Annotated in this window: 21 protein-coding genes; 10 read left to right on the top strand and 11 right to left on the bottom strand. The window is 74.2% G+C overall.

The window, feature by feature from the left end; translation table 11 throughout:
• Positions 1 to 30: 30 nt before the first annotated feature.
• Entirely contained in the window at positions 31 to 1,347 is a 1,317-nt protein-coding gene (locus ACZ5GH_RS20830; protein ID WP_464334983.1) for an MFS transporter, read from the bottom strand.
• Positions 1,348 to 1,479: 132 nt separating this feature from the next.
• Between ACZ5GH_RS20830 and ACZ5GH_RS20825 the strand changes: the two genes are divergently transcribed.
• Complete coding sequence (locus ACZ5GH_RS20825; protein WP_387759974.1) at positions 1,480 to 2,490, top strand: GlxA family transcriptional regulator; 1,011 nt, start codon at positions 1,480 to 1,482, stop codon at positions 2,488 to 2,490.
• A 404-nt stretch (positions 2,491 to 2,894) separates the two neighbouring features.
• Here ACZ5GH_RS20825 and ACZ5GH_RS20820 read toward each other — a convergent pair whose 3' ends face one another.
• On the bottom strand, positions 2,895 to 3,368 hold the full coding sequence (locus ACZ5GH_RS20820) for an ATP-binding protein (RefSeq protein ID WP_387759973.1): 474 nt from the start codon (positions 3,366 to 3,368) through the stop codon (positions 2,895 to 2,897).
• A gap of 631 nt (positions 3,369 to 3,999) precedes the next feature.
• Here ACZ5GH_RS20820 and ACZ5GH_RS20815 point away from each other — a divergent pair.
• Positions 4,000 to 4,590 (top strand): sigma-70 family RNA polymerase sigma factor, encoded by a 591-nt coding sequence (locus ACZ5GH_RS20815; protein WP_387759972.1) that lies wholly within the window; start codon positions 4,000 to 4,002, stop codon positions 4,588 to 4,590.
• Positions 4,577 to 5,794: a zf-HC2 domain-containing protein gene (locus ACZ5GH_RS20810; RefSeq protein WP_387759970.1), complete on the top strand. Its 1,218-nt coding sequence runs from the start codon at positions 4,577 to 4,579 to the stop codon at positions 5,792 to 5,794. Before ACZ5GH_RS20815 ends, ACZ5GH_RS20810 begins: the two co-directional genes overlap by 14 nt.
• 10 nt (positions 5,795 to 5,804) lie before the next feature.
• Here ACZ5GH_RS20810 and purU read toward each other — a convergent pair whose 3' ends face one another.
• Together purU and ACZ5GH_RS20800 are read right to left on the bottom strand one after the other, a co-directional pair.
• Positions 5,805 to 6,671, bottom strand: a complete 867-nt coding sequence (gene purU / locus ACZ5GH_RS20805; protein WP_464334982.1) for a formyltetrahydrofolate deformylase — start codon at positions 6,669 to 6,671, stop codon at positions 5,805 to 5,807.
• A 109-nt stretch (positions 6,672 to 6,780) separates the two neighbouring features.
• Entirely contained in the window at positions 6,781 to 7,215 is a 435-nt protein-coding gene (locus ACZ5GH_RS20800) for an SCO4402 family protein (protein WP_464334981.1), read from the bottom strand.
• 254 nt (positions 7,216 to 7,469) lie between these two features.
• On the opposite strand from ACZ5GH_RS20800, the gene ACZ5GH_RS20795 reads away from it, so the two are divergent.
• Complete coding sequence (locus tag ACZ5GH_RS20795) at positions 7,470 to 8,771, top strand: ABC transporter substrate-binding protein (RefSeq protein WP_464334980.1); 1,302 nt, start codon at positions 7,470 to 7,472, stop codon at positions 8,769 to 8,771.
• Positions 8,772 to 8,876: 105 nt separating this feature from the next.
• Here ACZ5GH_RS20795 and ACZ5GH_RS20790 read toward each other — a convergent pair whose 3' ends face one another.
• Together ACZ5GH_RS20790 and ACZ5GH_RS20785 are read right to left on the bottom strand one after the other, a co-directional pair.
• Positions 8,877 to 10,067 (bottom strand): hypothetical protein, encoded by a 1,191-nt coding sequence (locus ACZ5GH_RS20790; RefSeq protein WP_387759963.1) that lies wholly within the window; start codon positions 10,065 to 10,067, stop codon positions 8,877 to 8,879.
• Between the two features lie 232 nt (positions 10,068 to 10,299).
• Positions 10,300 to 11,676, bottom strand: a complete 1,377-nt coding sequence (locus ACZ5GH_RS20785) for a tetratricopeptide repeat protein (RefSeq protein ID WP_355251029.1) — start codon at positions 11,674 to 11,676, stop codon at positions 10,300 to 10,302.
• A gap of 306 nt (positions 11,677 to 11,982) precedes the next feature.
• Between ACZ5GH_RS20785 and ACZ5GH_RS20780 the strand changes: the two genes are divergently transcribed.
• Positions 11,983 to 12,705 carry a bifunctional DNA primase/polymerase gene (locus tag ACZ5GH_RS20780; protein ID WP_464334979.1) on the top strand — a complete coding sequence of 241 codons (723 nt, stop codon included), beginning with the start codon at positions 11,983 to 11,985 and terminating at the stop codon, positions 12,703 to 12,705.
• 505 nt (positions 12,706 to 13,210) lie between these two features.
• Here ACZ5GH_RS20780 and ACZ5GH_RS20775 read toward each other — a convergent pair.
• The gene (locus ACZ5GH_RS20775) at positions 13,211 to 13,903 is read right to left on the bottom strand and encodes a metal-dependent transcriptional regulator (protein ID WP_387759960.1); all 693 of its coding nucleotides are present in this window, start codon (positions 13,901 to 13,903) and stop codon (positions 13,211 to 13,213) included.
• A 221-nt stretch (positions 13,904 to 14,124) separates the two neighbouring features.
• Here ACZ5GH_RS20775 and ACZ5GH_RS20770 point away from each other — a divergent pair, with 221 nt between their 5' ends.
• The 3 genes from ACZ5GH_RS20770 to ACZ5GH_RS20760 all read left to right on the top strand — a co-directional run bounded on the left by ACZ5GH_RS20770 (position 14,125) and on the right by ACZ5GH_RS20760 (position 16,989).
• Positions 14,125 to 14,889 (top strand): SIS domain-containing protein, encoded by a 765-nt coding sequence (locus ACZ5GH_RS20770; protein WP_387759958.1) that lies wholly within the window; start codon positions 14,125 to 14,127, stop codon positions 14,887 to 14,889.
• 262 nt (positions 14,890 to 15,151) lie between these two features.
• A complete protein-coding gene (locus ACZ5GH_RS20765) occupies positions 15,152 to 16,069 on the top strand; it encodes a DUF4231 domain-containing protein (RefSeq protein ID WP_464334978.1) in 918 nt (305 codons plus the stop codon).
• Positions 16,070 to 16,092: 23 nt separating this feature from the next.
• Positions 16,093 to 16,989, top strand: coding sequence for an alpha/beta fold hydrolase (locus ACZ5GH_RS20760; RefSeq protein ID WP_387760043.1), 897 nt, complete (start codon positions 16,093 to 16,095; stop codon positions 16,987 to 16,989).
• Here ACZ5GH_RS20760 and ACZ5GH_RS20755 read toward each other — a convergent pair.
• From ACZ5GH_RS20755 to ACZ5GH_RS20745, 3 genes are all read right to left on the bottom strand, one after another.
• Positions 16,960 to 17,928: a 2-hydroxyacid dehydrogenase gene (locus tag ACZ5GH_RS20755; RefSeq protein ID WP_387759955.1), complete on the bottom strand. Its 969-nt coding sequence runs from the start codon at positions 17,926 to 17,928 to the stop codon at positions 16,960 to 16,962. The genes ACZ5GH_RS20760 and ACZ5GH_RS20755 overlap by 30 nt on opposite strands.
• Positions 17,929 to 18,009: 81 nt before the next feature.
• Positions 18,010 to 22,017: an FxSxx-COOH system tetratricopeptide repeat protein gene (fxsT, locus tag ACZ5GH_RS20750; RefSeq protein ID WP_387759953.1), complete on the bottom strand. Its 4,008-nt coding sequence runs from the start codon at positions 22,015 to 22,017 to the stop codon at positions 18,010 to 18,012.
• A complete protein-coding gene (locus ACZ5GH_RS20745) occupies positions 22,014 to 23,549 on the bottom strand; it encodes a TIR-like protein FxsC (protein ID WP_387759951.1) in 1,536 nt (511 codons plus the stop codon). Before ACZ5GH_RS20745 ends, fxsT begins: the two co-directional genes overlap by 4 nt.
• Before the next feature lie 197 nt (positions 23,550 to 23,746).
• On the opposite strand from ACZ5GH_RS20745, the gene ACZ5GH_RS20740 reads away from it, so the two are divergent.
• Entirely contained in the window at positions 23,747 to 23,941 is a 195-nt protein-coding gene (locus ACZ5GH_RS20740) for a DUF397 domain-containing protein (RefSeq protein ID WP_387759949.1), read from the top strand.
• 107 nt (positions 23,942 to 24,048) lie between these two features.
• Here the strand turns inward: ACZ5GH_RS20740 and ACZ5GH_RS20735 are convergent, their stop codons facing one another.
• Positions 24,049 to 24,444 carry a MarR family winged helix-turn-helix transcriptional regulator gene (locus tag ACZ5GH_RS20735; protein ID WP_387759948.1) on the bottom strand — a complete coding sequence of 132 codons (396 nt, stop codon included), beginning with the start codon at positions 24,442 to 24,444 and terminating at the stop codon, positions 24,049 to 24,051.
• 75 nt (positions 24,445 to 24,519) lie between these two features.
• Between ACZ5GH_RS20735 and ACZ5GH_RS20730 the strand changes: the two genes are divergently transcribed.
• The gene (locus ACZ5GH_RS20730; protein WP_464334977.1) at positions 24,520 to 25,992 is read left to right on the top strand and encodes an MFS transporter; all 1,473 of its coding nucleotides are present in this window, start codon (positions 24,520 to 24,522) and stop codon (positions 25,990 to 25,992) included.
• The last annotated feature ends 14 nt before the right edge of the window (positions 25,993 to 26,006 follow it).

Here is a 26,006-nt window from a genome sequence, read left to right as displayed (position 1 = left end):
CCACCGCCCCCACCTGCGGAGCGCCGACCCTCACGACAGGGCCGGCACCGCCCCGTCGGGCCGCCCGGTGCGCAGCGCCAGGCAGAGCCCGACCGCGACCGCGCACAGCGCGCCGGCGCCGTACCAGGTGAGGTCGTAGTTGCCGAGCGCGTCCCGGGCCAGGCCGGCCAGTCCGGCGACGACGGCCGCGCCGATCTGGTGGGCGGCGAGCACCCAGCCGAAGACGATCGGGGCGTCCTCGCCGAAGTGCCGGCGGCAGAGCGCGACGGTCGGCGGCACGGTGGCCACCCAGTCCAGCCCGTAGAAGATCACGAAGGCGAGGATCGGCGGCTGGAGCGAGCCGGCCAGCAGCTGCGGCAGCAGGAGCAGGGACAGGCCGCGCAGCCCGTAGTAGACGGTCAGCAGCAGCCGGGAGTCGACCCGGTCGGTGAGCCAGCCGCTGAAGACGGTGCCCAGCACGTCGAACACGCCGATCAGGGCGAGCAGGCTCGCGGCGGTGGTGACCGGCATGCCGTGGTCGTGCGCGGCCGGGATGAAGTGGGTGCCGACCAGGCCGGCGGTGGTGGCGCCGCAGATCGCGAAGGAGCCGGCCAGCAGCCAGAACGCCCGGCTGCGGGCGGCGGTCCGCAGCACCCGCAGCGAGCGGGCCAGGGCGCGGCCGTTGGCGGCCGGCGCGGGCGGGGCCTCGGTCGCGCCGTACGGGAGCAGGCCCAGGTCGGCGGGCCGCTCGCGCATCAGCAGCAGGACCGGGACGGCGACGGCGCTGGCCGCGAGCGAGACCACGACCACCGCCGAGCGCCAGCCGTGCTGCTCGACCAGCCAGGCGCCGACCGGGAGGAAGACCAGGTTGCCCGCCGCTCCGGCGGCGGTCAGCACCCCGGTGACCAGACCCTGGCGGGCCTGGAACCAGCGGCCGGTGATGGTGGTGGCGAAGGCGCCGGCCATCGAGCCGCTGCCGAGGCCGACCAGCACGCCCCAGCAGAGCACCAGTTGCCAGGGCTCGCGCATCAGCATGGTCAGCCCGGCGCCGACCGAGATGGTCAGCAGCGCGCAGACCACCACCAGCCGCACGCCGAAACGGTCCATCAGGGCGGCGGCGAAGGGGGCGGTCAGGCCGTAGAGCGTCAGGTTGACGGAGGTGGCGCTGGAGATCGTCCCGAGCGACCAGCCGAACTCGTTGTGCAGGGCGTCCATCATCAGGCTCGGCGTGGAGCGGAAGCCGGCCGAGCCGAGCAGGACGAGCAGGGAGACGGCGGCCACCACCCAGGCGTAGTGCACCCGGGGGCGCTTGGCCGGGGCGGGCGGTGCGGAGCGGGACGTGGGGGCGAGGGCGCTGCGTTCGGTCACGCGGACGAGTGTTCCGGGCCGGCCGGAGCGGGACGAGTGGCCTGAATGACAGCTTTCGCAAGAATCGGGCCAGGAGCGGCGGTACGCTGGCCCGACCCCACCCCCGAATCCACCCGCACCCCGAGGGACGGCATGGCACACCTGGTCGCGGTACTCGCCCTGGAGGGCGTGATCGCCTTCGAACTCGGCATCCCCGCCCGCATCTTCGGCGGCGCCAAGGACCCGGCCGGGCAGCCGCTGTACGAGGTGGCCACCTGCACCCTGGACGGACGGCCGGTCACCACCAGCGCCGACTTCCGGATCATGGTCGACCACGGGTCCGAACTCCTGGAGCGGGCCGACACGGTGCTGATCCCGGCCTCCTCCGACTCCAGCCCGGCCGTCGCCGACGCCTGCTTCACCCCGGAGCTGGCCGCCGCGTTGGCCCGGATCCGGCCCGGCACCCGGCTGATGTCGATCTGCACCGGCTCCTTCATCCTGGCCGCCGCCGGGCTGCTGGACGGCCGCCCGGCCACCACCCACTGGCGCTACACCGAGCGCTTCGCCCGGCTGTTCCCCCGGGTGCGGCTGGACCCCGACGTCCTCTACACCGACGACGGCGACGTCCTCACCTCCGGCGGCGTGGCCGCCGGGGTGGACCTGTGCCTGCACGTGGTGCGCCGCGACCACGGCAGCGCGGTGGCCAACGCGGTGGCCCGCAACTGCCTGGTGCCGCCGTGGCGCGAGGGCGGCCAGAAGCAGTACGTGGAGGCCCCGAGCCCGGTGGACGCCGACGACAGCGGCACCGCCGCGGTGCGCGCCTGGGCCCTGGAGCACCTGGACCGGCCGCTGGCGCTGCGGCAGCTCGCCGACCGGGCGGGGATGAGCGTACGGACCTTCACCCGGCGCTTCCGCGAGGAGACCGGCGCCAGCCCCGGCCAGTGGATCACCACCCAGCGCACCGAGCGGGCCCGCCAGTTGCTGGAGCGGACCGACCTGACGATCGACCAGGTCGCCCGGGAGTCCGGTTTCGGCACCGCCGCCTCGCTGCGGCTGCAGCTGCGCGGCCGGCTCGACGTCGCGCCGAGCGCCTACCGGCGCACCTTCCGCACGCTCCCCGAGGGCCGCGCGCTCCCCGAAAGCCGTGTCCGGCGCGCTTCCTGAGCGCGCCCCGGGCATCGGGCAGCCGGTGGCCGGATCTCGCCGCTGCCGGGCGGCGCATTGGATGGCGGCAGGCCGCGCGCGCCCCGAGCACGGCACGGCAGGCCGCCATCCAATCGCGGCGCGCGAGCCCTGATCCCGCGCCACACCCTCCGCACTCGCCAAGGAGCGGCCCGCGACCGACCGTCCGCGATCCCCCCTGCTGGCACGAATCCCCTGGACAGCAGCACCGCGGCGGTGGACGGACGTCCCCTCGGCGTCCCCTCGCAACGGAGCGCCGCACCCAAGCGTGATCAGTCGGATACGTCACGTCAATGGGTAGTCCGAAATTCGGAATGGTTGCGTCACCTTTCGGCCGGTGATCGGCGCCGGAGATCTGCACGGTCCGACGGCCGCCGCGAAAGCCGCTATTGCGCCAAAGCCGCCCAGTCCACGTCCGCCAGCGGATCGGCCGGGCGGGCGTCGCTGCCGATCTCGCACCAGACCCGCTTGCCCGAGCCGTCCGGGTACCAGCCCCAGCGCTCGCAGAGCAGCTCGACCAGCTCCAGGCCGCGCCCGTTGGTCGCGTCCTCGTCCGCGCCCGCGTGCCGCGGGGCCGGGGCGACCCGGCTCGCGTCGGCCACCTCCACCCGCAGCGGGGCGGCCGGCCCGTCCTGCGGCGGGTCCCCGGCCACCGGCAGGCAGAGCCGCAGCACGGCCGGACAGCCGGTGTGCACCACCGCGTTGGTCACCAGCTCCGAGACCACCAGCACCACCGTCTCGGCCATCGGCGCGTCCGGGTCCACCCCGTGGTTCAGCAGCCGCGAGCGCACCCACCGGCGGGCCCGCCCGACCTCGGCGGGGTCGGCCTCCACCGCCAGCTGTACCTGAAGAACCTGCACCGCTCCACCACCTGCACTCGCAGTTCGGCCTTAGTCCCGATCGGGCCGGTCCGGCCGGCGGGCCCCGGCCCGTCGCCCGGCGCCGCCCGAGCCGTACCCGGGCGCCCGCCCGACCCGCCCGCCCGCGCCCACTCGTCCGCGCCGGCTCGTCGGTCGGTCACCGGCCGCGACACGAACACGCCTCAGGATGGGCGGGGGGACGGACAGCAGCAAGCGCTTCGGGCATATTCCGGCGATCGGGCGACAGGGCAGTGCATACTGTCCCGCTCACTCTCGCGAGCCTCGCACCGGTGATCGTCCGGCCCGGGCCGCCCGGCCGGTCCCGCAGTCGGGAACCTACCGCCGCGCGCCCCGCCCACCCCGGCCGCCACTCGCGAACCACCCGTGCGACATATGTCCATCGGCGCTCGAACAGCGGCCCCGTGGGCGGCGGACACCAAGGGCGGACGACGGACGGCGGCCCGATCCGGGCCCGCCGGAGCGGGCCGGGAGCTCCGCGCCGGGCGGCACGTCCACGAGGACGGCGAACCGTGGGGAACGGTTCCGTTCTTGCCGGAATCGCCCCCGGCGCCGCCCGGCCGCAAGATACCGTTGGGTACGCCAGCGAACCCGGTCAGGAGGGTGGTTCCCGATGGCCACCCCGGAGCGGACCCCGCGCTGGGACGAGCAGTTGCAACGCCGCCTCGCCCGCGGCGAGGAGACGGCGCTCGGCGAACTCTACGACCAGCTCGCGCCGATGGTGCACGGCCTGGCCGGGCGGATACTGGCCGACCAGGCCGCCGCCACCCAGCTCACCCGGGAGATCTTCGCCCATGTCTGGGAGCACCCCGAGGACTTCGACCCCGCCCGCGGCACCCTGCGCTCCTGGCTCGGCGCGCTGACCCACCACCGCGCGGTCGAACGGCTGCGGGCGCGCCGGGCCGCCGAGCCCGCGCCCGGCGCGGAGGCCGAGATCCGCGCCGTGGCCACCGCCGCGCGGATGCAGTACGTGGTCGACTCCCTGCCCCGACCCCTGCGTGAGACCATCGCGGTGACCTACTACGACGGCCGCACCTACCGCGAGACGGCCCGGCTGCTCGGCATCAGCGAACAGGCCGCCAAGCAGCGGATGCGGCTCGGTCTGGAGCTGCTGGCCACCGAACTGGCCGACGAACGCGCCCGCCAGGACGGAACCGGCGGGCACGGGCCGGGAACGGGAACGGGGAGACGTGAGCAGCACTGAGGAGCGGCACGACGCCCTGCGCTCGCTGCTCGGCGCGTGGGCCCTCGGTGCCTGTCCGGCCCGCGAGGCCGCCGAGTTGGAGCAGCACCTGCGCGGCTGCCGGGAGTGCGCCGAGGAGGCGGCCCGGCTGCGCGAGGCGGCCGGCTGGCTCTCCCTGGACGAGCCGCTGGACCAGCCCGGCCCGCTGCGCCAGCAGGTGCTCGACTGGTGCCTGGCCCGCCGCCCGGCCGAACTGCCCGTCCCCGCCTGGGGCGTGCCGTACACGGCGGAGACCGCCAAGCTCGACGCGCTGCTGCGCGACCTCGGCCCGGAGGAGTGGCAGGAGGTGGCCGAACTGCCGTGGCACGGCGGCACCGAGCGGCTGCGCCCGGCCGAGGTGCTGGGCCATCTGACCGCGGTGGACGGCTTCCTGGCGATGGCGCTCGGCCTGCCCGACCCGGTGCCGGCCGCCCCCGGCCCGCCCGCCGCACCGGCCGGGCGGCGGGTGCCGCCGCAGGAGCCGGCGGCCGGACCGGCCGTGCCGCGGGTCCCGCCGCAGGGCGGCCCGTACACCGCGATCAGCGCGCGCACCGCCCGGCTGATCGCCGACCAGGACGGCCTGGCCCCGCAGTCGGTGCGCTCCCGCTGGCGGCGGCAGGCCCACGACCTGGTGCGCAGCGCCGCGCTCGCGCCGCAGGGCAACACCCCGGTCGACTACGGCTTCGCGGTGCTGCCGCTGCGCGACGCCTTCGTGGACCGCGCCTTCGAGTGCTTCGTGCACGGCGAGGACGTGGCCCGGGCGGTCGCCTACCCGTACGATCCGCCGGCGCCGCAGCACCTGCGGCAGATGGTGGAGCTGGTGGTCCGGCTGCTGCCCCGGGCGCTGGCCGGGCTGCGCGCCGCCCGGCCCGAGCACGCCCGGGCGCCGGGCGCACCGGAGGGCGGGACCCGGACGGCCCGGCGGGTGCGACTGATGGTCGACGGCCCGGCGGGCGGCGAATGGCTGGTCAGCCTGGACGGCGACGACCGTCCCGGCGCCGCCGACGGCTCACCCGGAGGGAACGGCGGCGGCGAGCCGGTGGCCTCGATGGTGCTGGACGGCCTGGAGCTGTGCCAGCTGGCCGCCGCCCACCGCGACCCGGACCGGCTGCCGGTCGGCGAGCACGGCGACCGCGCCGCGGTCCGCGAGGTGCTGCACGCGCTCCCGCTGCTCTCCCGGCCGTAGCCGGCGCCTACTAGGCGAAGACGACCGTACGGGTCCCGTCCAGCAGCACCCGGTGCTCGCTGTGCCACTTCACCGCGCGGGCCAGAGCCTGGCACTCGACGTCCCGGCCGAGCGCGACCAGCTGGTCGGGGCTGACGTCGTGGGTGACCCGGGCCACCTCCTGCTCGATGATCGGGCCCTCGTCCAGGTCGGCGGTGACGTAGTGCGCGGTGGCGCCGATCAGCTTCACGCCGCGCGCGTGCGCCTGGTGGTACGGCTTGGCGCCCTTGAAGCTCGGCAGGAAGGAGTGGTGGATGTTGATCACGCGGCCGGACAGCTCGGTGCACAGCTGGTCGGAGAGCACCTGCATGTAGCGGGCCAGCACGACCAGTTCCACGTTCTCCTTGGCGACCAGGTCGAGCAGCTGCCGCTCGGCCTCGGTCTTGGTGTCCTTGGTGACCGGGATGTGGTGGAAGGGGACGCCGTAGCTCTCGGTCAGGTCCCGCAGGTCGGTGTGGTTGGAGACCACCGCGGCGATCTCCACCGGCAGGGCGCCGATCCGGGTGCGGTAGAGCAGGTCGTTCAGGCAGTGCCCGAACCTGCTGACCATGAGGACGATCCGCATCCGCTCCTCGGTCGGGTGGATCTGCCAGTCCATCCCGAAGGAGGCGCCGATCGCCGCGAAGCTGGCCCGCAGCTTGTCGGCGGTGACCGGCTCGGGGGCGGAGAAGTGCACCCGCATGAAGAAGAGCCCGCTGTCGGCGTCCCCGAACTGCTGGCTGTCGATGATGTTGCAGCCGGTCATGAAGAGGTAGCTGGAGACAGCGTGGACGATGCCCTGCTTGTCGGGGCAGGACAGCGTGAGGACGTACTGGGCGCTGGCCGGCTGCTGTTCCACTGGGGGTGTTCCGTTCTGAGGTCGTGACGTGCGTGGATGGTCCAGCGTGTCACATCCCGGACACCCGCCGCCCCGCTGCCCGTACTGCGGGACGGGGGTGCCCGGCGGGTCAGACCCGGGTGAGGATGCGCAGCACGTCCAGCGACTTCGGCGCCGCGTCCGGGTCGTCCCCGTCTCCCACGGCCAGTGCGACGTGCGCCTCCCGGGCGGCCCGGACGGTCTCCGGCCAGCCGGGGTGGCCGAGGTAGGCGGAGGCCGGCGCGTCCGCACCGACCTCGTGCAGCATCTGCACGGCCCGCAGCACCGCGACGTCCACCAGCGCGGCCTCGGCGGAGTCGCGGAGGATCGTCCCGACGTACTTCTCGGCCGACCAGCGGTCCAGCCAGGTGTCCTCGACCAGCCGGTAGACGGCGTCGGTCACGTCGCCGTACCCCTCTCTCCCGGTCAGCCAGGTCTCCTGCTGGAAACCGGGGTCGGACAGCATGTGCAGCGCCGAGCGCAGTCGGGCTCGCCAGCGCCACCAGGGCAGGTCGTTGAGCGGCATGCCGCCCATCGTGCTGGAGCGGTGGCCCGGACGAGAAGTGTTTCGGGCGTACCGGTGCGAAGAATCTGTGCTGGCGGACATGGTGAACGATCGTACGTTCCCCGTCTGTTCGTGCTCCACTCGCGATCTACACGCGTACCGCCCCGGATTTCGGCGGCCGTTTGCCGTCCGTTCGCATTTCGGCCCTCTCGGCTTGTGGCGCCGGGGCTTGGCTGGTCCCGGTGCGCCGGAGTGCGCCCAGAGAGGGATTAACGATGACCAGCCGAAGGGACTCGTTCCAGGCCCGTCCCCAGATCGTGCGACGCCGCCGCCGACGCCCGATCGCAGCCGCCGTGACCACCGCGGCCCTGCTCCCCACCCTCTTCTCGGCCTCCGCGTGCGGCGGACCGGCCGATGCCTCCACCAGCGGCAACGATCTGACCGTGATGACCTGGGCCCCGGCCGGGACGGGATCCGCCGACCGCCCGGGCATGACCGCGCTCGCCTCCGCCATCGGCCAGGACGTCAACACCAAGGGCGGCCTGAACGGCCACCGACTGCGGGTGATCACCTGCAACGAGCACAACACCGCGGACGGTGCCCGCGCCTGCGCCCAGCAGGCGGTGGACGCCAAGGTGGTCGCCGTGATCGGCTCCTACAGCCAGTGGGGCGAGGCGTTCATGCCGGTGCTGGAGCGCGCCGGCATCCCGCTGATCGGCGGCTACGGACTCTCCCAGCCGGAGTTCACCAGCCCGCTGTCCTACCCGGTGGACGGCGGCATGCCGGCCCTGATCTCGGGCAACGGCCGCCAGCTGGTGGACGCCGGCTGCAAGTCCGTCGCCCTGGTCCGCCCGGACACCCCGGCCGGCGACAACCTGCTCGGCTACCTGGGCACCGCGCTGCGGCCGGCCGGGATCAGGCTGACGGACGTCAAGGCGCCCGAGCAGTCCTCCGACTACACCCCGGTGGCCCGCAAGGCGATCGGCAAGGACGAGCCGGGCAACTGCGTCACCAGCGCCCTGGCCGCCGAGCCGACCGGCAACCTGCTGGACTCCTACCGGCGGCTGAACCCGAAGAACACCCGGATCGCCTCGGTGATCGGCAGCGTCCAGCAGTCGGTGGTGGACTCCACCGGCGGCGACACCGGCCCGCTCGGCGGCGCCTACGTCACCAGCTGGTACCCGCCGGAGTCGGCGAAGATCTGGGACGGGCTGCGGGCGGTGGTGCGCACCGACACCACCGGCGGGCACCCGATCGACGTCTCCGACCCGGGCGTGCAGACCACCTGGGTCGCGTACGAGGTGTTCCGGACGGCGGTGCAGAAGCTCGCGGAGGCCGGCAAGCCGGTCACCCCGAAGGCGGTCTCCTCGCTGCTGGACAGCGGCGAGGGCATCGACGTCGGGATCACCCCGCCGCTGAACTGGGGCACCACCAACATGCTGCCCAGCAGCGGGTCGCCGCGGCTGGTGAACACCTGGGTCACCTACCAGGTGGTCAAGAACGGCCGGATGACCCTGCAGCAGCCGGGCTTCGTCGACGTCCGCTGGGCGCTCACCGGGGGCCGCCCGCCGGCCTGACCCGGAGCCCGTGAGCGGTGCGGGGGCGGTCCTTCCGGGCCGCCCCCGCACCGCTCAGGGGCCGTCACCGTCCACGGGACGGCGCCGTTCACGGCCCGCCGTCGCTCACAGGTCGCCGTCGCTCCGGTTGGGCAGTCCGGTCTGGCCGGCGATCGCGTTCCAGAGGGTGGCGGCCTGCTTCTTCGCGGTGGTCGCGGTGCCGCTCGCCTGGACGGCGTTCTTGTAGTGCTGGTTGTCCTGCTTCTTGGCGTCGCAGGCGCCCTGGGCGTCCTGCGCCCAGGCGGCGTACTCGTCGTCGGCCAGGGCCGAGGCCGTCCAGGCCGCGTTGAGCTGGTCGACCAGCTGCTGGCCGCCGGGCAGCTTGTCGGTCTTCAGCTGGCCGAGCTTGCTCTGCAGCTCGCGCCGCTTGCCGGCCGCGGCGGTCAGCGCCTGCTGCGACTCGGGCAGCTTGTCGCACTTCTGCACCGAGGCGACCGCGGAGACCACCGAGCTGCGGCTGTCGCTCGCGGTGCCCAGCAGGTCCGAGAGCGGCTGCGCCTGGGCCTTGACCTCCGGGTCGACGGCCGCACCTGAGCCGCTCGCGCTCGGCGTCCCGGGGGTGGCGGCGGTCGCGGCGGAGGTGGCGGCCACCGGGGCCTTCTTGTCGTCCTTGGGCGCGTCGCCGCCGCTCATCAGGACGGCGACCAGGATGCCCGCCGCCGCGCAGCCCGCCACCACGCCGCCGATGATCAGCTTGTTGGAAGGGCGTCCGCCGCGCCCCGAGCCGTCCCCCTGGGTCGCGTCGTACCCCTGGTCGAAGCCCTGACCGTAGCCCTGGCCCTGCTCCGGGGCGTAGCCCTGGCGGTAGTCCTGCGCCGGATAGGCCGGCTGCGGCTGCGGCTGCGCGGCCGGCGGATAGCCCTGGTAGCCCGGCGCGGGCTGCGGCTGCGGGTAGCCGGGCTGGGCCTGCGCCGCCGGGTAGCCGCCCGCCCGCGGGTCGCCGACCGGGTAGGGCGGCAGGTGCTGGGTCTCCGGGGCCGGATCGGCCTGCGGGGCGCCGTACCCGGGCTGCGGGGCGCCCCAGGGAGCCTGGCCGGGCATCGGCTGCGCGGGCATGGCCTGGGTCGGCAGCACGTGCGCGCCCTCGCCGAGGTACTCCGGCTGCCCGGACGGCTGACCCACCGGCGGCACGGCCGAGTGGCCCTGCGGCTGGCCCGGCTGCCCCGACGGCTGCCCCTGCGGCTGGCCGGGCTCGGGGCGGAACAGGTCGTCCAGGTTGAAGTCACCGGAGTTCGGGTACGAGCGGCGCTGACTCAACGCGATTCCTCACCTGTGCAGGACCGCGCACTGACGGCGGACCACATCTCGTCGGTTCTTGGGAGCATCACAGTTCCTTGGACGTCGCGCCCACGCTACCGGTTCGCCTCACCGGGTGACCACGTGGGCGGGACATCCGTCACGCTCCCTGCACAGACGATCCGCGGCCCGCCTCCGCCGCCCCGCCGTCCGTCCCGGGATCAAGCCGTCCCGGGCTCGGTCGGCCCGGGTCTCAGGCCGCCTCCGCATCCGCCCGGGCGTGGAACTCGCGGACCACCCGCTGCTCCCGGTACGGCTCCAGCCTGCGCCGGAACTCGTCCAGGTACTCCACGCCCCGGTTGGAGCGCAGCCCGCTCAGCAGCCGGACCGCCTGGGCGCCCGTCTCGCAGGCGCGTTCCAGGTCCCGCTGCTGGAGCTGGGCGGTGGCCAGCAGGACGAGGTCCACGGCGCGGCGCCGGACCCTGGTCGGCGGGTGCAGGTCGAGTGCCCGGCGGGCGTAGTGCTCGGCCTGGCCGGCCTGTTCCAGGTCCCGGTGGCAGTGGGCCAGCTCGTCCGCGAGGTAGGCGTCGTCGAAGTGGGCGATCCAGTCCGGGTCGTCCTCCGGGCGGCGCTTCTCCATCATCTCCAGCGCCCTGGCCGACACCGTCTCGCAGGAGCGGGCGTCACCGAGCAGGGCGTGGCCGCGGGCCTCGGCGGCGTAGAACATCGCCATCGCCGTCGGGGTGGCGACCGAGCGGGCGCCCTCCTGGGCGGCGCGGGCGAGTTGGGCGATCTCCCGCGGGTTTCCGAGGGTGGCCGCGAGGTGGCTCATCGAGGCGGCCAGCACGTAGCCGCCGTAGCCGCGGTCGTCGGCGGCCTGGGCCAGCCGCAGCGCCTGGATGTAGTAGCGCTGGGCGAGCCCGGGCTGCCCGGTGTCCACCGCCATGTAGCCGGCCAGTTCGGTCAACCGGGCCACCGCGGCGAAGAGTTGGCGTCCAGTCTCCTCCCGGTAGGCGCCGCCGAGCAGGCCGGAGACCACCGAGTTGAGGTAGTGCACCACCACCGGGCGCACATGGCCGCTGCCGAAGCGGTGGTCCAGGTCGACCAGCATCGCGGTGGTCGCCCTGATCGCGGCCACGTCGGTCGGGCCGACCCGGGGGCCGCCGGCCCGCGCCACCACCGGGTCCGGCGGGGTGATCAGCCAGTCCCGGCTGGGCTCCACCAGCGCGGAGGCGGCCACCGTCGCCCCGGTCAGGAAGTCCCGCCGGCCGACGTCGCTGCGCCACAGCTCGCAGACCTGCTCCAGGGCGGCACCGATGGTCGGCGCGAACTGGAGCCCGATGCCGGAGCTCAGGTTCTTGCCGTCCGCCATGCCGATCTCCTCGACCGACACGCTGCGGCCGAGCTTGCGGCCGAGGGCCTCGGCGATCACGGCCGGCGCCTGCCCGCGCGGCTGCTGCCCGCGCAGCCAGCGGGCGACGGAGGTCTTGTCGTACCGAAGGTCCAGCCCGTGCTCGGCGCCGCAGAGGTTGACCCTCCGGGCCAGGCCGGCGTTGGAACAGCTGGCCTCCTGGATCAGTTGCTGCAGACGCTCGTTGGGCTGTCGTGCGACGAGTGGTCTCGCGGCCATTGGGCTTCGCCTCCCCACACCCTCCGGTCCCGGCCGGCGGGCGACGATTCTGCTGATCTGTTGCCGACTGTCCGACCGTCCAAGGAATCTGACACAAGGTTAGCGATCAGCAACGCCAGCGGGATACCCACGGTGACGAACCGCACCCCCCTTGCGCCCTGGGAAATGCTCCCGTGCGCCCCCGCTGCGCCCGCCCTCGACCCCACCAAATCGGTCGACTAACCGGAACGGGTGACATTGCCGGGATGCACCCAACCGGGCGCCATCGGGCCGTAACCAGCCTCACACACGGTAGTTGAGCAGCCCGTGGAAGACATCCCCGACGCCTCGGGCCGGAACGAGACGGCCGACGTACCCGCCTTGCTCGTCGAAGCCGTCGGCTACGCCGAGGCCTGCCACTGGGAGGTGGCCCCGGGCGCCTGGCTGATCGACGACGGCGACGGCGGCGTCCGCTGCTCCTGCGGCGACCGGCGCTGCACGCTGCCGGGCGCGCACCCGCTGGACACCGACTGGGCGCGGCGGGCGAGCGCCGGGCCCGGCGCGGTCCGGGCCTGGTGGACGGCGCAGCCGCAGGCCTCGGTCCTGCTGCCCACCGGGCGCTCGTTCGACGTGCTGGACGTCCCGGAGACGGCCGGCTGCCTGGCGCTCGCCCGGATGGAGCGGATGGACCTCCAGCTCGGCCCGGTCGTCGTCCAGCCCGCCGCGCCCGGGCGGATCGGGCGGCGGCTGCACTTCCTGGTGCTGCCCGGGATCGCGGCCAGGCTCCCGGAGCTGCTCCGCCGACTCGGCTGGCCGCCCGGCCGACTGGACCTGGTCGCCCGCGGCGAGGGCGACTGGACGGTCGCACCGCCGTCCCGGATCGGCTCGCTGGGGTACGCCCAGTGGGCCCGCTCCCCCACCGCGCTCAACCGCTGGCTGCCGGACGCCGCCGAACTGATCAGTCCGCTCGCGTACGCCTGCGGCCGCGAGGCGCCCTCGGCCCGCGCCGCCCGGGCCGCCCGGGCCGCCCGGCCGGCGCCGGTGGGCTGAACCCGGCCGGTTCCGTCCGGCCCCAGACGGCCGCCCTCTGCCGATCGGGTGAGGGCGCGCACCGCGCGACACAACGCGCGCGAGTGACGGGCCTTGTCCCCCACCGGGGACGGGGCCCGTCATACGCATGTCCGGATAAGGCTTCCGTGTACCCGCTGGTCAACCGTAGAAGCCCCTCGGACGAGTGACAGCACTCAAGGATTGCCATGATCGGCCGAGGGGAGGAATTGCGGTGTGTGGGGACGCCGGGAGGGGCGCTCGGACGGGGAAGCCGGGCGGCGGCGGTGGAGGGGAGCGGGAGGGACGGAGGGGAACGGGAGGGAGCAGGGAGGGACGGGAGGGAACGGGGAGGACGAAGGGGCCCGCTGCACGGGGAGCAGCGGGCCCCTTCGCTGTCCCGGCTCCGCCCCGCCGACGGGACGCGGGCTCAGGCCCGGGCCGTAACGCCCGGGGCCGGGGGCCGGGGGCCGGGCCGTAACGCCCGGGCCCGGGCCGGAACACGGGCTCAGGCCTGGGCGACGAAGACGTGCTGGGCGATGTCCTTGCCCAGCTCCGCCGCGTTGTCGCCGGTGCCGACCAGCACGCCGCCGACGCCGGCGCTCACCTTGACCGTGGAGCCCGGCCGGACACCGGCCCGGCGCAGGGTGCTCATCAGCGCGCTGTCGGTCTGGATCGGCTCGCCGATCCGGCGGACCACCACGTCGGCCCCGGCCTCACCCGGCCTGACGGTGTCCAGCGCGACGAGCCCGGCGTCGAAGCCCTCCCCCTCGGCCTTGGTGTCGCCCAGCTCGTCCAGGCCCGGGATCGGGTTGCCGTACGGGGACTGGGTGGGGTGGCCGAGCATGGCGAGCACCTTGCGCTCGACCGTCTCGCTCATCACGTGCTCCCAGCGGCAGGCCTCCTCGTGCACCTGCTCCCACTCCAGGCCGATCACGTCGACGAGCAGGCACTCGGCGATGCGGTGCTTGCGCATGACGCGCACCGCGAGCCGGCGGCCCTCCTCGGTCAGTTCGAGGTGGCGGTCCCCGGCGACCTGGAGCAGCCCGTCGCGCTCCATCCGGCCGACCGTCTGGCTGACCGTGGGGCCGCTCTGTTCGAGCCGCTCCGCGATCCGGGCACGCATCGGGACGATGCCCTCCTCCTCCAGCTCCAGGATGGTGCGAAGGTACATCTCAGTGGTGTCGATCAGCCCAGACATCGCCGCTGGCTCCGTTCTTCGGTGTCCTCACCGCCAATTCTGACGTACCGGACCGACAACCGGGCCCGCCCCGGGGCTCCGGAGAGCCGTTTTGTTCCTGTTGACAACGATGCCGCCGGAGCGCGACCGTGCTCGCCGGAGCTTTCTCCCCCGGCGGTCTGGACCACCCGGACCACCCCACCCGGCCGGAATCCCCCACCGGCAGAGAGCGAAGGCAGCAGATGAACGACCTGGTCGGCCGGTACTTCGACGCCGCGATCTCCCACCTCCAGCGGGTCCGCGAGGAGGAGGCCGACACCATCGAGGCCGCCGCCGCGCTGCTGGCGGAGGCGATGGCGGAGGGCCGCCGGGTCTTCGCCTTCGGCGCCGGGCACTCCGCGCTGGCGGCCCAGGACGTGGTCTACCGGGCCGGCGGGCTGGTCCCGATGAACCTGCTGAACGTCCCCGGGGCGGTCGGGGTGACGGTGATGCCCGCGCCGCTGTCCAGCGCGCTGGAACGGGTCTCCGGGCTGGCCACCGCCACCCTGGACCTGACCCCGGCGACCACCGGGGACCTGCTGTTCGTGATCTCGCTCTCCGGCCGCCAGGTGATGCCGGTCGAGCTGGCCCGGTACGCCCGGGACCGCGGCCTCAAGGTGGTCGGGGTGACCTCGCTGGCGTACCCGGACGAGGTGCCCTCGGCGCACCCGACCGGCACCTACCTGAAGGACCACTGCGACGTGGTGTTGGACAGCAAGATCGCGGTCGGCGACGGCGAGCTGACCCACCCCGGCGCCGAGACCACCTTCGGCCCGGTCTCCACCGTCGTGACCAGCGCGCTGATGCAGGCCGTGGTCGCCTCGGCGGTCGGCCGGCTCGCCGACCGGGCGGCCGCCGGGGAGTGCCCCGCGCCGCCGCTGTTCCGCTCCGGCAACGTCCCGGGCGGCACCGAGTGGAACGCCAAGCAGATGGCCGAGAACGCCGACCGGGTCTTCTACACCTACTGACCCGCACCCGGCCCACCGCCCCGCACCGGCCCGGTCGCCCGCGCACACCCGCCGCCCCCCGCGCGCCCCCCGCCACCTCCCCGCACGCTGGGTGCCGGGCCGAACACGGGGAGTACCGGACAACCACCGGGCCTTCCCGGCCACATCCGGCCACCCCGGGCGCCACCAGGCGTACCGGCGAGCCGCCCGGGGCAGGAAAGGGTGCGACCGGAGCGACTGGTGGGGGCCGAACATGGCGTCTGTTGCGGGACGGACCGGGTGGGTGCGTGAGCGGGACCTGCTGCCGGAGTTCTTCTGGGCCGCCGACGCGGCCTCGCTGCGCGGGCAGCGACGCTCGGTGCTGCTCTGCGCCTGGGAGCTGGTCCTGCTGGTGGTCGCCGCGGCGACCGGTTCGGCCGACGGCGAGCCCTGGGCCTGGCCGGCGGCGGTGGCCTACCTCGGCGCGGTCGCGCTGGCGCTGGTGGCCGGCCGGCAGAACCCGCAGGGCCTCTGGTACGAGGGCCGGGCCGCCGCCGAGTCGGTGAAGACGCTGGCCTGGAAGTACGCCGTCCGGGCCGACGCCTACCAGCCCCCGCCGCGCCCCCTGCCGGACGCCGAGGGCCTGTACCGCTTCCAGCTCGCCCGGGTGCTCGGCGCGTTCCGGGACAGCCCGGTGGCCGTCCCGGAGGCCGGGGTGGGGATCACCCCGGCCATGCGCGACCTGCGCGGGCAGCCACTGGCGGTGCGCCGCGAGGTGTACCTGGCCGAGCGGATCCAGCTGCAGCACGACTGGTACCTCGCCAAGGCCCGCTACTGCGCCCGCGCCGGGTACTGGGCCGGGGTGCTGGGCGTGCTGCTGCCCGCGCTCGGCCTGGTGCTCGCCCTGCTGCGGGCGCTCGGCGCGTTCGGCTACGACGCGCTCGGCACGGTCTCGGCGGTGGCCGCCTCGGTCGCCGCCTGGGCGCAGCTGCGCCAGTACCGGCCGCTGGCCGCCGCGTACGCCCTGGCAGCCGAGGAGCTGGCGCAGATCCAGCGCCAACTCGCCCGACTGGACCTGGATTCGATGGAGGCCGAGGAGGTCTGGGCCCGCCTGGCCCGGGACGCCGAGGACGCGATCTCCCGCGAGCACACCACCTGGCAGGCCCGCCGGGAGGTGCGCACCACCACCGACCGGGAGCACGCAACCGACCCGGATCACTGAGGAGGCCGCAGGTGTCGTTACGGATGGTCAAGACGGCGGACCACCGCGCGCTCGCCGTCGAGTCGCTCGGCGACCCGCGCGGCCGTCCGGTGTTCCTGCTGCACGGCATGCCCGGCAGCCGGGTCGGCCCGCACCCGCGCAGCACCGTGCTGTACCGGCTGGGCGTCCGGCTGATCTCGTACGACCGGCCCGGCTACGGCGACTCCACCCGGCTGTTCGGCCGCCGGGTCAGCGCGGCGGCCGCGGACGTGCGGACCATCGCGGACGAGTTCGGGCTGGACAGCTTCGCGGTGCTCGGCCGCTCCGGCGGCGGCCCGCACGCGCTGGCCTGCGCGGCGCTGCTGCCGGAGCGGGTCAGCCGGGTGGCGGTGCTGGTCGGGCTCGCGCCGCGCGACGCGGCCGGCCTGGACTGGTACGCGGGGATGACCCCGTCCAACGTCCGCGCCTACAAGGAGGCCGAACGCGGGCACGGCCGGATCACCGACTCGATGGAGTTCCGCTCCCGGCAGATCAAGGACGACCCGGCCCGGCTGCTGAACGGGCTGCGCACCGAACTCTCCGCCGCCGACCGGGAGGTGGTGGCCGACAGCGGGCTGCGGCGGATGCTCCAGAGCAACTACCGCGAGGCGTTCCGGCACGGCGCGGACGGCTGGATCGACGACATGATGGCGTTCACCGCCGACTGGGGGTTCGACGTCGGGTCGATCCGGGTGCCGACCTGGCTCTGGCACGGCGCGGACGACCAGTTCTCCCCGGTCGACCACTCCCGCTGGCTGGCCGACCACATCCCGGACGCCGAACTGTTCCTGGAGCCCGGCGCCGCGCACTTCGGCGCGTTCCGGGTGATGACCACCGCGCTGGCCTGGACGGCGGGGTGGGGCGATCCGGGGTCACGCCCGTACCGGCGTCAGGGGCGCTGAGCCGCCGAGCACCGCCAGCACGTTGTCCACCGCCAGGCCGCCCATCGCCTGCCGGGTGCGGACGGTGGCGCTGCCCAGGTGCGGGGCGAGCACCGCGCGCTCCTGGGCGAGCAGCGCGGACGGGACGGCCGGCTCGTGCTCGAAGTTGTCCACGGCGGCGGCGAACAGCGCGCCGGACTCCAGCGCGGCGGCCAGCGCCTCCTCGTCCACCACGCCGGCGGTCATGCTGACCACCACCGCGCCGCGCGGCAGCAGGGCGAGCCGGCGGGCGTCCAGCAGGTGCCGGGTCGCGGCGGTGAACGGGCAGGTGACGACCAGCACGGTGGAGGTGGCGAGCAGCTCCTCCAGCGGCTTCCAGTCGGCGCCCTCGGCCTGCTCGGGCGGCAGTTCGGCGCGGTTGTGGTAGCTGACCGGCATGTCGAAGGCGCGGGCCCGGCGGGCCACCGCCTGCCCGATCCGGCCCATGCCGAGCACCCCCAGCGGGGTGCCGGCCAGCTCCAGGCCGAGCAGGAAGTTCGGCGCCCAGGTCCAGGGCGCGCCGGAGCGCAGCAGGCGCTCGCCCTCGCCGAGCCGGCGGGTGGCGGCCAGCAGCAGCGCCCAGGCCATGTCGGCGGTGGCGGTGGTGAGCACGCCGGGGGTGTTGGTGACCAGCACGCCGCGGTCGGCGCAGGCGGCCACGTCCACGTTGTGGTACCCGACGGCGTGGTTGGCGACGACGGCCAGCCGCGGGCCGGCCGCGTCGAGGAACTCGGCGTCCACCCGGTCGTCCAGGGTGGTGATCACGGCCCGCCGGCCGCGGACGGCGTCCAATAGGTCGGCCCGGTCCATCGCCCGGTCGGAGTCGTGGCAGGTGGCCTCGTGGTGCGCGGTGAGCCGTTCGACGACGCCGGGGGCGAGGCGCCGGGTGACCAGGACCGGGGGCGGGGTCCGCTCGCTCATGCGCACCCCTCGGTGGTTCGCTCGCTGCGCTCACTCATGGTTCGGCAGCGTACCCCGCCCCCGGTCCCGGACGGCTCCCGGTCAGACCGGCTGCGGCTCCAGGTCGCGGTTGATCCGCTTCCAGCCGCGCGCCGAGACCGTGTTGGGGTGCTCCTCGCCGAACTGCCGGATCAGCTCGGAGATCGCCCGCGCCCGCAGCTCGGCGGCCTGGGTGTGCCGGCCGGCCGCCCGCAGGGTGATCGCCAGGTTGGCCTCGCAGGCCACCGCGTCCGGGTGCTGGGCGCTGTAGCGGTCGCACAGCCCCTGGTACGCGGCCCGGCCGAGCCGCTCGGCGCGGTCGGTCTGCCCGTCGTCGCCGTAGGCGTTGGCCAGGTTGATCATCGCGTTGAGGGTGTACGGGTGCTCCGGCCCGACCGAGCGGGTCAGCCCCTCGACGGTGAGCCGGCCGCGCTCGATGGCGCCCTGGACGTCGCCGCTGCCCCGCAGGTAGATGCCGAGGTTGTTGGCGCAGGCCAGGGTGAACGGGTGCTCGTCGCCGAACAGCCGCCGGTGGCCCTCGAAGACGGTGGAGCAGAGGTCCCGGGCGGCCTCCTTGTCGCCGGAGGCGCTGTGGTCGGCGGCCAGGTTGAGCGCGCAGGCGAGCGCGTCGGGGGCGTCGGCGCCGTAGCGCTCCAGGTAGCGCTCGTAGGTCTCCTTGGTGATCCGGCGGGCCTCGGCGAGCTGGCCGATCCGGCGCAGCGAGACGGCCAGCGACTTGGCGTTGCGCAGGTTCTCCGGCAGGTCCGGGTCGAGCACGTCGCCGAGGTCGGAGGTGACCTCCTGGAGGAGGTCCACCGAGCCGCGGTAGTCGCCGAGTTCGCGCAGGTCGCGGGCCAGGTTGGACTTGGTGGACAGGGTGTAGGGGTGCTTGGGGCCGAGTACGGCGGTGCGCCGGTCGAGGGTCTCCTGGTCGAGTTCGCGGGCCGCCTCGCTGTCGCCGACCAGCCGGTAGTCGATCGCCAGGTTGTTCGCCATGGAGAGCGTGCGCGGGTTGTCGTCACCGAACAACTCGCGGAACTGGTCGAGGATTTCGCGGTCGAGGTCGAGGGCGGCCTGGAACCGGCCGAGCGCCCGGCGGTCGGCGCCGAGCGAGCCGGCCGTCATCAGGGTGTACGGGTGGTGCTCGCCGAGCAGCGCCCGCTGGCGCTCCAGGGTGTCCTCGTCCAGGGCCAGCGCCTCGCCGTAGTTGCCCTGGGAGCGCAGCACGTTGGCGAGCTGGAACCGCAACAGCAGGGTCTGCCGGTCGTCCTCGCCGAGCTTGCCGGTCCACTCCACGTCCAGGGCGTGGCCGAGGTCGCGGGCGCGGTCGAGTTCGCCGCGCTTCCACAGGTAACGGACCCGGTCGATGAGCAGCTGGCGGGTGTCCGCCTCGTCGCAGTTGTGCGCCTTGGACGGCGACAGGTGCGGCCAGATCTCGTCGAAGGCGGGCCAGTTGGCCGGGTCGTCGGTGTCGCCGAGGACGGGCCGGGCGCCGGTGAGGATGCGGTGCACCTCGTGGACGGCGATCTCCTGCTCCTCGTCGGTCATCCCGGCCCGGATCACCGCCTGGACCAGCCGGTGCACCTGGAAGCTGTTGCTGCCGGCGTCGACCTTCGCCAGCGCGTACCGGCCGATCGCCTGGATCACCTTGCCCAGCATGAACTTGTCGCTGAGGTCGGCGTCGAACCTCACCAGCGCCCGGATCATCTGGTCGCTGTAGAAGAGGTTCATCGAGATCGGCTCGGGCGCGAAGAACGCGCACAGCTGGAGCAGCCGGACGGCCGCCGGGGACTGCTGGCGCAGCCGTCCGATCGACACGTTCCAGGTCGCGGCGACCGGGGTCGGGTAGTCGGCCGGGCGGCCGACGGCCAGCGCGCGGGCGGCCTCCGCGTGCAGCTGGGAGACGTAGGTCTCCACCGGGGTGCCGGTGGTGTCCAGCCAGGCGGCGGCCACCTCGACGGCCAGCGGCAGGTCGCCGACGGCTTCGGCGACCCGGTCGGCGTCCGGGCGGGAGAGGCTGCGGGCGCGCCGGCACAGGTGCTCGACGCTCTCGCCGCGGGTGAAGACGTCGACCTCCAGCGCCTCGGCGTGCCCGGTCCAGGCCTGGTTGCGGGAGGTGACCAGGATGTGGCCGGAGCCGCCGGGGAAGAACCGGCGGATCTCGGCGGGCTCGTCGGCGTTGTCGAAGATCAGCAGCCAGCGCGAGGTGGGCACGCCGCGCCGCAGCGCCTCGCGCGCCGCCTCGGCGGCCTCGGTCACCGAGTCGCCGACCCGCAGGCCCAGCCGGCGGGCGAGTTCGGCGAGCGCCGGGGCGACCAGCTCGGTCTGCTCGGCGTCGATCCACCAGACCAGGTCGTAGTCGGACATGAAGCGGTGGGCGTACTCCAGCGCCACCTGGGTCTTGCCGACGCCGCCGAGCCCGTACAGGGTCTGCGGGGTGGGCAGCACGGCCGCCATGCCGCCGCGCAGCTGGTTGCGCAGCTGCTCCAGGACGGCGGCGCGGCCGGTGAAGGAGGGGTTGCGCGGCGGGACGTCCCACACCGAGGGCTTGCTGCCGGGGAACCGCGGGCCGCCGCTGGGCGCGTCGTCGAGCGGCGCGTCGCCGCGGCCGAGCGCGCGCAGCAGGCTCTGGATCGACTGGGTCTCGTCGCGGCCGACCAGGTCGACCGGGTTGCGGTTGCTGAACGGCGCGGTGAGCCGCACGTCGCCGACCCGGACCGGCAGCAGCTGGCGCCGGGTGCCGGAGGGGTCGGAGCTGACCACCGACTCCCACAGCGCCCGGGCCTGCGGGGAGCGCTGGTAGGCGGGCGAGAGCACGGCGACCGTCCGGTACGCGGAGTCGATGCCGCGCTCGGTCTCCTCGCGCGGGTCGGTGCCGGCGCTGAGGTCGCGCGGCAGCACCCGGAAGCCGGCCCTGGTCAGGACGGACTCGATCCAGTCCGCCCACATCCGGTCCTCGGGGACGTAGGAGAGGTAGAGGTCGGCGGGCACGGACGGGCGGCGGCGGGTGAACGCGTCCACGTAGCGCAGCCGCACCTCCTCGTCCATCGCCGGCAGGCCGGCCGCCCGGCCCTCGGTGATCACGGAGGTGAGCCGCTCGCAGGCGGCCAGCATCGAGGTGGGCGTGCCGGTCTGGTCGCCGAAGGTGGCGAGGATCTCCTCGTAGGCGTAGAACGGCCGGTACGGGATCTCCACCGAGCCCCAGTACTGGGCGAGTTCCTCGCCGTTCAGGCCGGCCGGCAGCCCGTCGAAGCGGACCCTGGCGAGGGCGCGGCCGGCGTCCGCCTTCTCCTTCTCGCCCTCGTCGATGCGCATCGGGACGGGCAGGATGCGGATGCCGCGCTCGCGGTAGCGGTCGTGGATGTGCTGGGCGATCCGGGAGGCGCCGTCGATGGACTGGTCGCTGAGGGTGAAGCAGACCACCAGGTCGTCGGGCATCTGGACGGTGCAGATCTCGGCGATGTCGGACAGGCCGGTGCGGGAGTCGATCAGCACGTAGTCGTAGCGCTTGGCCATGTCGGCCTTGAGGGCGTCGAAGAACTGCCCGCCGTCGAAGCGGTCGTAGAAGATGTCCCAGTCGAGGTGGGTGACGGCCTCGGAGTAGTCGCGGTTGAACTGGCCCGCGGAGAGGAAGTCCAGGCTGCCGCCGGCCGGGAAGTACGGCCAGGTGAGCGAGAGCGCGTGCGGGTGCACCCGGGCGAAGTCCAGGTGCCAGCCCTCGGCGTGCTCGACCGGGCGCAGCGCCTCCTCGCGGTACTCGGCGATCAGGTCCATCATGCCGGTGGTGCCGGCCAGCGACGCCGGGTCGAGGAACGGGTGGAAGAACTTGGCGAGGCCGGGCGCCTCCAGGTCCCAGTCCACGGTGAGCACCCGGAAGCCGTTGGCGGCCAGGATCCAGGCGGTGTTGGCCAGCGCCATGGTGCGGCCGGTGCCGCCCTTGTACGAGTAGAAGGTGATGATCCGGCCGTTGCGGTGCTGTTCCGCCGCCTGCCGCTCGGCCTCCCGCTGGGCGGCCAGGTCGGCGGAGGTGAGCCCGCCGAGTCGGAGGTTCCTGGTGCGGTTGTCAGTCATCGCGGTCCTCGTCCTCCCAAGGGCGCCATCCCGTCATCGGGTTCATCGCCGTCGTCGCGGTGCGGGTCGTGCTCGCGGTACGGGTCCTGCGCTCGGTGCGGGCTCTGCTCTCGGTGCGGGTCGTGCTCGCGGGGCGGGCTCTGGCCCCGGGGCGGCCCCTGCTCCCGGTACGGATCCTGCGCTCGGGGCCGGTCCTGCTCCCGGTGGGGGCCGCCGCCGTCGCCGCGCTCCTCGTCCTCCTCGAAGGGGTCCACCGGGGCTCCGTCCGGTCCGTACCCGCCTCCCCCGCGGCGGAACGCCTCCCGCAGGCTCGGCCGGGGCGACGGCGGTTCCTCCGGTTCGGCCCTGGTGCGGCCCTCGAACGCGTACTTGGCCTTCATCGCCGCCCGGGGCAGGGCGTCGTCGAAGTCCTCCAGGGTGTGCAGCCCGGTCGGGCCGGTCGCGCCGAGGAAGCTCGGCCGGCTGGCCCGCCGGCTGATCCGCAGCGCCTCGTCGCTCAGCTCGCCCAGCTCGTCCGCGCATTCGGCGCACTCCGGGTCGTCCCTGTTGAACGGCTCCAGGATGCTCACCCAGGTGGCGTCCGAACGGTCGAAGCGCCGGACCAGCTCGCGCCGGCGCGGGTCGCGCAGCGCCCAGCGGTCGAGCAGCAGCAGGCCGGGCGCCTCGGCGTTGCCGCCGATGATCGACTCGACCTCGTCGTCGAACTCGTGCACGGTCGGCTGGAACCCCAACTGCCGTGCCAGCCGGACAGCGTGCTGCGCGATCGGCGAACCGACCGGCTGGTACGGGTGCCAGTCGGTGCGCCGCTCGCCGTAGTAGTCGGGGCTGCGGTCGGCGGGCAGTTCGTGCTGGTGGTAGGCGAGTACGGAGATCCGCAACTGCTTGGTCGGGGCGGTGACGTTGAACGCGCTCGGGAGCGTGTTGAACTCCAGCCGCCGCCCGACCGGGATCACCGTCTCCTCGGCGACCTGCACGATCCGGGCCGCCAGCCGGTGCACGGCCAACTCGTAGGAGGAGCGGAAGTAGCTGAGCTTCATCAGCGCGTACAGGCCCTCGGTGGCGTACTCGGGACCGAAGCTCGCGTGGTTGAACTGGAGTTCGCTGGCCACGTCGGGCAGCCGGTAGCGGCTCATCGGCGCCCACAGCACCGGGACGATGCCGCTGGTGCGCTCGGAGTCGAGGTTCGCCGGGTAGACCGGCCGGCGGGTGAAGGCGTGCCATTCCTGGCCGCACGGAACGCTGTTGAAGTACCTCGGGGAGTAGAGCGGCACGAAGACCCGGCACGTCGCCAGTTCCTCGGAGAGTCGGTCGGCCCACAGCTCGCCCTGGTGCATGGACTCGTCCATGAAGCCGACCGCGACCCCGTCCGGGACGGTGGTGAGCTGGAGCACCGCCTCGCAGAGGTCCCGGTACAACTGCCTGACCCAGTGGTTCGGGTCGCCCGCGCCCCGCGCACCGGCCTTCGGGGTGTGCGCGTAGGAGAGGAAGAAGTACGGCCGGGCGTCGTCCTCGTCCCAGCCCCGGTCAGTCACACGCGCCTCCCCCGGGCCCGTCGGCAACCTGCCTCCCGCAGCCCCCGTGCGGCGGGGCTTCAGTGTAGGAACGACTGACACCCCAATGGAATAGCACAACGTCTCGCACGAATTGACATGACCGAAACGATGCCGCGACCCGTGCACTGGGAGCAGTACCCTCGTTCCGGCCGCCGCGCACCACCAGGAGGGCACCTGTGGACCACCTCGACTGGCAGAGGTCCAGCACCAGCAGCGACAAGGACGACTGGATCGAGATCGCCTCCGAGGGCGATCACGTCTACATCCGGGTGTCCGACGACCCCACCAACATCGTCACCACCACGCGCGTCAAGTTCAACGCCTGGGTGCGGGGCGCCAAGGCCGGCGAGTTCGACCACTTCGTGGCCTGACCCGGCCGGCCCCGCCGGGCTGGGGCGGGACACGGTCTCGCCCGGGCGGGGCGGGACGCCGTTTCGCCCGGGCGGGGCGGGACGCCGTTTCGCCCGGCCGGCTGCCCTCAGGCCAGCCACACCCGCGCGTTGGCGCTCTCGTCCGCGATCCGCCGCAGCCGCCCGTCGACGACGGCGGCCGCCCGCCGGAAGACCTCCCGCCCCGCGTCGGTGAGCTGGATCTGGTGGCCCCGGCCGTCGCCGGGCGAGGGCCTGCGGTCCACGTACCCCGCCTCCACCAGCTGCGTCACCAGCCGGGAGACCTGCGGCTGGCTGCGCGAGGTGCGGGAGGCGACCTCTCCGGGGCGGACCCACTCCCGCTCCGCCCAGAGCACCTCCATGATCTCGTACGCGCTCACGCAGAGACCGAACTCGTCGGACAACGCGTGCTCGATCCGCTGGTTCAGCTGCGCGCAGACGCGCACCAGGGACAGCCACCGATCGGTCAGGGGAGTGTTCGCCACGCTCCGAGTCTAGATCCGACCCCCTGGCATGTCGATTCATGCGCATGTATCTTGTCGCCTCGGAAAGGAGCACCGATGACTGACGCGACCTCACTCATGGCCGCCGAACCGCAGAACGACCGCACCCGAGGCCCCGGACGGAGGCCGCCGGACCGCGAACCGGAACCCGCCAGGACCTCCTGGCTGCCGATGGCCGCCGTCGGCGTGGCCCAGCTGATGGTCATGCTGGACTCCACGGTCGTGAACGTGGCGCTGCCCTCGATCGGCTCCGCGCTCCCCGCCGACCGGACCGCCCTCCAGTGGACGGTCAGTGCCTACGTCCTGGTGTACGGCAGCCTGCTGCTCCTCGGCGGCCGGGTCGCCGACGTCGTCGGGCGGCGCCGGGCCTTCCTGGGCGGCCTGGCCACCTTCGCCGCCGCCTCCGTCCTGTGCGGCCTCGCCGGCGACCAGGGCCGGCTGATCGCCGGCCGCGCGCTCCAGGGCCTGGGAGCCGCGGTGCTCTCCGCCGCCGCCCTGTCGATCGTGGTGACGGTGTACCGGAACGAGGAGCAGCGGAAGGCCGCCCTCGCCACCTGGAGCGGCCTCGGCGTGATCGGCGCCATCCTCGGCGCCGTCCTCGGAGGGCTGGTCGTCTCCGCCGTCAGCTGGCGCTGGGCCTTCCTGATCAACATCCCGATCAGCCTCGCCTCCGCGCTCACCGCTCTGCGCAGCCTGCCGGCCCGGCGCTCCGAGGGCCGGCGCCCGCTGCGGCTGCCCACCGCCCTGCTCGCCACGGCCGGCCTGGCCTGCCTGTCCTTCGGCCTGATCCGGCTGCAGGACGGCCTGACCTCCGCCCCCGCGTGGGCCGGCCTCGGCCTGTCCGCGGCCCTGCTCACCGGCGTCGCCCGGGCCGAGCTGGGCACGTCCGACCCGCTGCTCCCGCTGCACCTCCTGCGCGTCCCGACGTACTGGCTCAGCAGCCTCGGGCTGCTGCTCGCCGCGATCGTGATGATGGGCAGCTCCTACCTGGCCAGCAACTACTTCCAGGGCGCCCACGGCATGAGCGCCTTCGCCACCGGCCTCGCCATGCTGCCGATGGGCCTGGCCGCGCTGTTCTTCGCCTCCGTCGTGCCCCGGCTCATCGGCGCCGTCGGCCCGGGCCTGACCTACCTGGTCGGCGCGCTCACCCAGATCGCCGGTGCCGCCGTCCTGGCCACCGGGCCGTCCACCACGGCCGTCGCCGTCGTCGCGCTGGCCGTCATCGGGGCCGGCCTGCCCACCTGCTTCGTCCCCCTGTACGGGATCGGCACCGCCCACGTCCGCCCCGAGGAGTCCGGCGTCGGCTCCGGGCTGCTGAACACCTTCAACGAGAGCGGCGCCGCCCTCGGCATCGCGGTGATCGGCACCGTCCTGGCCGCCTCCCTGGACGGCTACGGCGCGGCCACCCCCGACGCGCTGACCACCGGCGTCGGCCACGGCTTCCTCGCCGTGGCGGTCTGCGCCGCCCTCGCCGTCGCCATCGCCCTGGGCCTGCACCGACTCACCCGCGCTCCCGGGCGGGAAACCTGAGCCCTGCCCGCCGG

The sequence above is a fragment of the Kitasatospora sp. Xyl93 genome (assembly GCF_055383135.1).
This window is presented reverse-complemented; position numbering and strand designations above follow the sequence as displayed.

Excerpts from the sequence above, each read along its gene's own strand:
- ACZ5GH_RS20825 (WP_387759974.1), top strand. The coding sequence starts at position 1,480 with ATGGCACACCTGGTCGCGGTACTCGCCCTGGAGGGCGTGATCGCCTTC.
- ACZ5GH_RS20815 (WP_387759972.1), top strand. The coding sequence starts at position 4,000 with ATGGCCACCCCGGAGCGGACCCCGCGCTGGGACGAGCAGTTGCAACGC.
- ACZ5GH_RS20800 (WP_464334981.1), bottom strand. The coding sequence starts at position 7,215 with ATGCCGCTCAACGACCTGCCCTGGTGGCGCTGGCGAGCCCGACTGCGC.
- ACZ5GH_RS20795 (WP_464334980.1), top strand. The coding sequence starts at position 7,470 with ATGACCAGCCGAAGGGACTCGTTCCAGGCCCGTCCCCAGATCGTGCGA.
- ACZ5GH_RS20785 (WP_355251029.1), bottom strand. The coding sequence starts at position 11,676 with ATGGCCGCGAGACCACTCGTCGCACGACAGCCCAACGAGCGTCTGCAG.
- ACZ5GH_RS20775 (WP_387759960.1), bottom strand. The coding sequence starts at position 13,903 with ATGTCTGGGCTGATCGACACCACTGAGATGTACCTTCGCACCATCCTG.
- ACZ5GH_RS20770 (WP_387759958.1), top strand. The coding sequence starts at position 14,125 with ATGAACGACCTGGTCGGCCGGTACTTCGACGCCGCGATCTCCCACCTC.
- ACZ5GH_RS20760 (WP_387760043.1), top strand. The coding sequence starts at position 16,093 with ATGGTCAAGACGGCGGACCACCGCGCGCTCGCCGTCGAGTCGCTCGGC.
- ACZ5GH_RS20755 (WP_387759955.1), bottom strand. The coding sequence starts at position 17,928 with ATGAGCGAGCGGACCCCGCCCCCGGTCCTGGTCACCCGGCGCCTCGCC.
- fxsT (WP_387759953.1), bottom strand. The coding sequence starts at position 22,017 with ATGACTGACAACCGCACCAGGAACCTCCGACTCGGCGGGCTCACCTCC.
- ACZ5GH_RS20730 (WP_464334977.1), top strand. The coding sequence starts at position 24,520 with ATGACTGACGCGACCTCACTCATGGCCGCCGAACCGCAGAACGACCGC.